Annotated in this window: 6 protein-coding genes and 1 pseudogene; 1 reads left to right on the top strand and 6 read right to left on the bottom strand. The window is 62.5% G+C overall.

What is annotated here, in order from left to right:
- A pseudogene (locus EOA79_RS27305) lies at nt 1–1,261 on the bottom strand (N-methylproline demethylase); the annotation flags it as partial.
- 199 nt (nt 1,262–1,460) lie between these two features.
- Here EOA79_RS27305 and queF point away from each other — a divergent pair.
- Entirely contained in the window at nt 1,461–1,922 is a 462-nt protein-coding gene (gene queF, locus EOA79_RS27300) for a preQ(1) synthase (protein WP_067330169.1), read from the top strand.
- Between the two features lie 16 nt (nt 1,923–1,938).
- On the opposite strand, the gene EOA79_RS27295 is transcribed toward queF, so the two are convergent.
- The 5 genes from EOA79_RS27295 to EOA79_RS27275 all read right to left on the bottom strand — a co-directional run bounded on the left by EOA79_RS27295 (nt 1,939) and on the right by EOA79_RS27275 (nt 6,899).
- A complete protein-coding gene (locus EOA79_RS27295; RefSeq protein ID WP_164748338.1) occupies nt 1,939–2,703 on the bottom strand; it encodes an alpha/beta fold hydrolase in 765 nt (254 codons plus the stop codon).
- Between the two features lie 124 nt (nt 2,704–2,827).
- Nucleotides 2,828–3,415 (bottom strand): hypothetical protein, encoded by a 588-nt coding sequence (locus tag EOA79_RS27290; RefSeq protein ID WP_095824787.1) that lies wholly within the window; start codon nt 3,413–3,415, stop codon nt 2,828–2,830.
- A gap of 4 nt (nt 3,416–3,419) precedes the next feature.
- The gene (locus EOA79_RS27285) at nt 3,420–3,893 is read right to left on the bottom strand and encodes a DUF3828 domain-containing protein (protein WP_067000473.1); all 474 of its coding nucleotides are present in this window, start codon (nt 3,891–3,893) and stop codon (nt 3,420–3,422) included.
- A 100-nt stretch (nt 3,894–3,993) separates the two neighbouring features.
- Nucleotides 3,994–5,643 (bottom strand): ABC transporter substrate-binding protein, encoded by a 1,650-nt coding sequence (locus EOA79_RS27280; RefSeq protein WP_095801211.1) that lies wholly within the window; start codon nt 5,641–5,643, stop codon nt 3,994–3,996.
- A 215-nt stretch (nt 5,644–5,858) separates the two neighbouring features.
- Nucleotides 5,859–6,899, bottom strand: coding sequence for a proline racemase family protein (locus EOA79_RS27275; protein WP_095824788.1), 1,041 nt, complete (start codon nt 6,897–6,899; stop codon nt 5,859–5,861).
- Nucleotides 6,900–7,139: the final 240 nt, after the last annotated feature.

Raw genomic sequence — 7,139 nt, 5'->3', positions numbered from 1 at the left:
GGCTGGACGCTTCGAGGACCATCAACTGATGGCCGCGTTCGGCGGCGACACGCGCGGCTTCCAGACCGCCCGCCCCGGCGCCGACGACCACCACCCGCCTCTTCGGCCCTTCGCTTTTCGCGATGACATGCGGGATCGTCGCTTCGCGGCCGGTGGCGGCGTTGTGGACGCAGAGCGCCTCACCGCCTTCATAGATGCGATCGAGGCAGTAGGTGGCGCCGACGCAAGGCCGGATCTCGTGCTCGCGCCCTTCCATCACTTTCCTGATGATATGCGGATCGGCGATATGGGCGCGCGTCATGCCGACCATGTCGAGCTTGCCGGAGGCGATCGCATGACGCGCGGTCGCGACATCGGAGATCCGCGCCGCGTGGAAAGTCGGGAATTTCGTCGCCGCCCTCACCTCGCCGGCGAAATCGAGATGCGGCGACGAGCGCATGCCGGTCACCGGGATGACCTTGGTCAGCGCCGCGTCGGTCTCGATCGAGCCGCGGATGATGTTGAGGAAATCGACCTTGCCGGAGCGAGCCAGACGTTTCGCGATCTCGACGCCCTCCTCCTTCGACAGGCCTTTTTCGAAATCCTCGTCGGCGACCATGCGGATGCCGACGACGAATTTCTCGCCGACCGCGGCGCGAACCGCATCCAGCACCATGTTGGTGAAGCGCAGCCGGTTGTCGAGCGAGCCGCCGAAATCATCGTCGCGATGGTTGGTGGCGGGCGACCAGAAGCCGTCCATCAGATGGCCGTAGGATTCGAATTCGATGCCGTCGAGGCCGGCCGCCTGGCAGCGCTGGGCGGCGGAAGCATAATCGGCAACGATGCGCTCGATGTCCCAGTCCTCGATGGTCTTGGGAAAGGCGCGATGCGCCGGCTCGCGCACCGGCGAGGCGGAAAGCACCGGCAGCCAGTCGGCCTTGTTCCAGCCGGTGCGGCGACCGAGATGGGTGATCTGGATCATGACCTTGCAGTCATGCTCATGACAGGCATCCGCAAGTTCGGCGAGCCACGGCACGATGGCGTCGTCATAGACATGCAGGTTGCCGAAGGCGGCCGGGCTGTCGCGTGACACGATGGCAGAGCCCGCTGTCATCGTCAGCGCCATGCCGCCCTTGGCCTTCTCGGCGTGGTAGAGCCGGTAGCGCTCCTTCGGCATGCCGTCCTCGGAATAAGCCGGCTCATGGCTGGTTGACATCACCCGGTTCTTCAGCGTCAGGTGCTTGAGCGGATAAGGTTGGAGAAGCGGGTCGTTGCTGGTCATCGTCTTCCTGCCGTATCAAATTGCGCGGGCGCTGCTCCCGCTTCCATTTCACGCATCGGATTCATCCGAAAACCGCTGCGCGGCTTTCGCTCCAATGCTAATGAGCCGCCAAACACGCCGGGTCCGTTCGATCGCGGCGCACTTTCAACTGATTGCACCTGCCGCCCTTGCAATCATCGGCGGCAGCGAGGAGCCATCGATGACCGACGCCAAAAACCTGACCCAGCTCGGCAAACACGTCGAGACGCCGCAGAGTCCCGAACAGGCAGTCCTGGAAACCGTGCCGTTCGAGCGAGGCGACGGCCCGCCCGCGATCGTGCGCTTCACCTGCCCGGAATTCACCTCGCTCTGCCCGGTCACCGGCCAGCCCGACTTCGCCCACATCGTCATCGACTACGCGCCCGACAAGACGCTGGTGGAATCGAAGTCGCTGAAGCTGTTCATGACCTCGTTCCGCAACCATGGCGCCTTTCACGAGGAATGCACCGTCATGATCGGCCGCCGCATCGTCGAAGCGACCAAGCCGCTCTGGCTGCGCGTCGGCGGCTACTGGTTCCCGCGGGGCGGCATCCCCATCGACGTCTTCTGGCAGACCGGCGCGCCGCCCGAAGGCGCCTGGCTGCCCGACACCGGGGTCGCGCCATATCGCGGGCGCGGGTGAGTTTATCGAGCGGCCATCAGACATGGCCGGCCGCATTGGTTCGGCACAGGTTGGTCGCAAGAAACGGAACGACCGAAATGCGATAGCGTTGCTGGTCGTGGCGCAACAGATCGACATGACCGGCGCCGTTGAACCAGACCAATTGCGAGGCAGCGGCTTTTTTCAGCGCCATTACCTGCCCGTGGTCTATAAAGGGATCCTCGCCGCCGGCGAGCAAGAGTAACGGCTTGCCGATTTTGCCGAGGCGGTCGACCGGCCTGACATCGTCGGCGCTTATTCCGAGCCGAAGCGGCATCTGCGCCAGAAGGACATCCGCTTGGAGGCTACGCAGCATGCTGAACGGCATTCGACGAGCCGTCGTCTCGCGCAATGTCGCGTAGAGCTGTTCCAGCACGTAGGCATCGGCGATCGCCTTCGGTGCAGCAAAGACAAAGGCTGCCGCTCCCAGCGAGGATCCCACGGCGCCGATCTTTTGCCCGGGGAAGCGCTGTCGGGCATATGTCAGGATGCGGACAGCGTCCTGCCCTTCAAAGTAGCCGAAGCCTTGTACGGTTCCGCCGCTCTCGCCGTGCCCCGACAGATCGAACAGGGCAACCGAATAGCCGCTATCGGATAGCAGTTTTGCGCGTTGCAGCATCGCTAGCCTGTTGGCGCCGCGCCCGTGCAACAGGACGATCGCACCGCAACTGTCCTTTCGACCAATCACCCAACCGACAAGTTCGGGCGCACCAGCCTGGTTGAGCACGACGCGCTCGACGGGCACCTCGCTCGGCGCCGTCAAGTTCTGACGGAGCCCGCGGGCGATCAGCGTTGTTCCAGCCGCCCAGTCGGCCGCGCAAAATCCGATAATCGCCGCCGCAAGGATAGCACGGAGTTTCATCTGTGATGCCCTGACCGCGACTTCATCATTCGCACTGGTACTGGCTGAGCGCCCATTCGCCGGTGACCGACAGGAGGTCGGAGATCTTCCAGTCGCCGCCGACCTTCTTCAGCTTCCATTCGAGACGGTGCTGGTGGCCTTCGACGACGAAGACGACCACCACCTTGGCCTCGTCACCATTGATCGCTTCGATGGTGCGCAGGCTCTTGTCGATGGCGAGCTTGTCGTAATCGGCATTGTCGAGCGCCATGTTGGGATCGAGGCACTCGCCCTGACCCGAGGCGCGCAGCGCGCCGGCTTTGTCGAGTACGCTCTTCGCCGGATCGCTGAAGTTCTTGCGCTGGCTGGGGTCCAATTCCAGCCCGAGATGCTCGTAGAAGGGCTTCACCACCGCCGTCGGCGATCCGGGCAGGACGGGCGCAGCTGGCGCCGGTTCGGCCAGCTTGCTTTCAGGCGTTGTGGCCGGCGCCGACTTCTCGATCGCCGGCGCATTGTCGCCAGAGGACGCGTTCGGCGGCGGCGAGCCGAACAGTCCTTGCCCGTAGGCGCCGCCGTTCAGCCCCGCGGTCAGCATCGACAAGCTCGACAGCGCGAGGACCAGACGCCGAAGCACGGCGTCACTCCGTCGAGGAGCCGCATTCCAGCGCGCTGAGCGTCCAGTCGCTGGTTTTGGAGGTGATGTCGGCGATCTTCCACTTGCCGTCCACTTTCTTCAGCGACCACACCATTTCGCGTTTGGAGTCATCGCCTTCCGGGAAAAGATTGAAGCTTGCCGTCACCTCGGCGGTGTCGCCATTGACGGCCTCGGCAAGCTTCAGCGTCTTCGACACGGTCTTCTGGTCGAAATCCTGGGCGTCGAGGCCTGGGTCGAAGTCGATGCAGGATACCTCGTCGGGCTTCTCCTTGCGGGCCTTGTCGTTGGCTTCGAAGAGCTTGGTGACCGGCTCGGTGAAGCGGTCGCGGTATTTCGCGTCCGCCTCGAACTTCACTTCAGGCACATAGAAGAACTTCACGGCGTTGGAAGCCGGCCCGGCGAGTGCCGCGGCAGGCAAGGCGATCGAGATGGCAACTGCCAGCATCATCGGTCTCATGCAGGATCTCCGGATGGTCGGCGGCGTGGTGGCACGATCACCACCACGCATCCTGCATATCGGCTTTTTCACGGCGCATGAAGTCCTTGCGCTGCGCGCCTTAAGCTTCCAGCCAGACGTTCTGGAAGTCCATTTGATAGGTCTGGTGCATGGCGTAGTTCTTCACCTTCTTGTTCATGTGGCAGTAGAGCTTCTGCCAGAACGGCTGGATGATGACGCCGGAGTCCTGCAGGATCTGCTCGACGTCCTTCATCACCTCCTTGCGCTTGGCGACGTCGATCTGCGACAGCGCCTCCTTGAGCTTGGCGTCGAAATCCGGGTTCGAGAACGCGGTCTCGTTCCAGGCCTCGCCGGTACGGTAGCCCAGCGCCAGCACCTGCACGCCGAGCGGGCGCATGTACCAGATGGTCATGGAATAAGGATATTTCGTCCAGTCGTTCCAGAAGGTCGAACCGGGCAGCACCGTGCGCTTCACCTTGATGCCGGCATCGCGCAACTGGCCGGCGATCGCGTCGCCGGTGTTCTTCTGCCATTCGTCCTCGACCGTGATCAGCTCGTGCTCGAAGTCGGCCTGCCCGGCGTCGGCCATCAGCTTCTTGGCGCCCGCCGCGTCCCGTTCCTTCTTCGGCAGCGGGTAATATTCCGGATGGATCGGGCTGACATGGTGGTTCTCGCCGACCGTGCCGCGGCCGGCGTAGCCGAGCTGCATGACCTGGTTGTTGTCGACCGCCATCTGCAGCGCATTGCGCACCCGTTTGTCATCGTAAGGCTTGTGGGTGATGTTGGTGCGCGCAACGAGCGTGGTCGCCGTCGCGACTTCCGATTTCACCAGCTCCATCTTGTCTAGGGGGTCGATGAAGTCGGCCGGCGTCTCGAAATCGAGATCGATCTCGCCGGAATCGAAGGCATTCAGCGTGGCGTTGAAGTCGGTGCCGTAGTCGATGAACTCGACCCCGTCGAGCGGCGCTTCGCCGCCCCACCACTTGCCGTTCTCGCGGCGCTTGACCACGGCTTTCTGGCCCACATCGTAAGACACCAGCTCGAAAGCGCCGGTGCCGATCGGCTTCTTGATCGGATCGGCGCCATCCTTGTCGAAGTTGCGATGCACGACCAGCGCCGGATAGTCGGTGAAGCCCGGGATGATCGCGATATCGGCTTCGGACAGCTTCAGCTTGACCGTATGGTCATCGACCTTGGTGATCGCGCCATCCCTTGCCTTGCCGGTCTTGGCGTCGACCAGCGCGCCGACGCGGGCGGCCATGGAATTGCCGGAAGCCCCCTTCTCGCACCAGCGATTGAGGTTGAAGACGACGTCATCGGCGTTGAAGGCATCGCCGTTGTTCCAGGTGACGCCTTTGCGCAGATGCAGCGTGTATTCGGTGGCGTCGTCGTTGACGTCCCAGCTTTCGAGCAGCACCGGCTCGAAGGTGAACTGGTGCGTGTAGCGCACGAGCGGCTCCAGCCAGGTGCGGGTGACATTCGCCATCTCCGTCCAGTCATAGGTGCGCGGGTCCTTCTGCGCCTTGACCGACATCGCGACATGCAGCGTTCCGCCTTTCTTCGGCTCTTGCGCCAGGGCTTTTGTCGGCGCGGCAAGGCCGATCATGCCATAGGCGAACGCCGTCGACGCGCCGAAGGCGCTTGCCAGCGCCAGGAATTCGCGCCGGTCCACGCGGCCCACGCGCGCTTCTTTAGCCATCGCCTCGATGGCGGCAGGAACGCGATCACCGTTGCTTTTGAAGATTGTCATTTTTTCCTCCCATGTTGCGAAACATTGGCCATCCTGGTGCACTTTTTTTCAGCTGTAGATGGCGCCTGCAGCGTGAGCGTGCGTCCAGCTGTCTTGCCTGAGATAGTGAGAACTCGCTCCATCCTGCGGCATTTCGAATATCGTATACGAGCTTTGTTGAGCGTCAAGCTTTCTGGGGCATGAGCTGGAGAAAGATGCCGGGCGAAGAACCACCTTCACACCTTCGCACGCTTCATCGGCCAGGTGTCCGCCACGCGATAGCCCGCCGGCCAAGGATCTTCAGGATCCAGCATGTGCTGATGGATGCCGGTGATCCAACCGCGACCGCTGATCTGGGGGCGTATTGCGGGCATACCGACAACCTGCGTGGTGCCGAGAATCTTGCCGTGAAATTCTGACCCGATGATGGACACACCGGTGAAGCAATCCTCGGCTGTCATTTGACCCTTCGCGTGCAAGAGCGCCATGCGGGCCGACACCGCCGTTCCGGTCGGCGATCGGTCGAGCTTGCCAGGTTTTATCGAAACGACCGATTTTGCGCGGAGGCGGTTGCCATCCTGGGTGATGGCGCCGGCAAAAAGACAGAACGAATGGTGGCGCCAATCGGGACGCTCAGGGTGGGAGAACGCCATTTGTCGATTGGCCGCATCGGTGATGCGCACCCCAAGTTCGGCGAGATCACGAGCCTCGTCGGTTTCAAGCGCTAACCCTAGGGCAGGTGCGTCCACGACGACGAAACTGTCGCCTCCATAGGCCGTGTCGACCGTGATGGTACCGAGGCCATCGACCTCAAGCGGCACACCGACCCTGTTGGCGAATGATGGTACGTTTTCGACCGTGATGCGCTGGGCTTTTCCTCCGGCACAGTCGGCCCGCACGCGTACCAGACCGCCCGGCGCCTCGAGCACCATTTCGGTTACCGGCTCCTGCATGGGGATGATCCCGGTGTCCAGAATTACCGTCGACACGCAGATCGAATTGGAGCCGGACATCGGGGGCGTATCTTCCGGTTCCATTATGATCCAAGCCATCTGCGCATCGGGATGCTTCGGAGGGACCAGAAGGTTGACGTGCCGGAAGACGCCGCCGCGCGGTTCGTTAAGAACGAAGTTACGAAGTCGGTTGTCTTCTGCGATCCATTTGCGCTGGTCCCAGACAGTGTCTCCCGGCGGAGGAGACACCCCGCCAACGATGACATCCCCGACTTCGCCCTCCGCGTGGCAGGAAACAACATGGATGACTTTCGTGCTTCGCATTCGGGAGTCCCCAGAGCCGCGGCTTCCAATTGGATATCGTATACGATCTTCGGCTCTCGTCAAGGCTCGATTGAGGGGAAATGCGCCAGTCGCTGCTGATCGGCCGGGCTCAAAAGAACCCACGCCGGACGGCATCTCAGGCCATGCAGACACTCGGGTTGAGCAGAATCGCGAGCGTATTTGATCGCGAACATCGTCTACGATATCTATGTTTGCAGATCTGACGCTCCGTGCGGAGAC

This window comes from Mesorhizobium sp. M1A.F.Ca.IN.020.03.2.1 (genome assembly GCF_004023205.1).
Lineage (GTDB): Bacteria > Pseudomonadota > Alphaproteobacteria > Rhizobiales > Rhizobiaceae > Mesorhizobium.
This window is presented reverse-complemented; position numbering and strand designations above follow the sequence as displayed.

What these genes read in the sequence shown, in the direction of transcription:
- queF (WP_067330169.1), top strand. Translation starts at nt 1,461, where the DNA reads ATGACCGACGCCAAAAACCTGACCCAGCTCGGCAAACACGTCGAGACG.
- EOA79_RS27285 (WP_067000473.1), bottom strand. Translation starts at nt 3,893, where the DNA reads ATGAGACCGATGATGCTGGCAGTTGCCATCTCGATCGCCTTGCCTGCC.
- EOA79_RS27280 (WP_095801211.1), bottom strand. Translation starts at nt 5,643, where the DNA reads ATGACAATCTTCAAAAGCAACGGTGATCGCGTTCCTGCCGCCATCGAG.
- EOA79_RS27275 (WP_095824788.1), bottom strand. Translation starts at nt 6,899, where the DNA reads ATGCGAAGCACGAAAGTCATCCATGTTGTTTCCTGCCACGCGGAGGGC.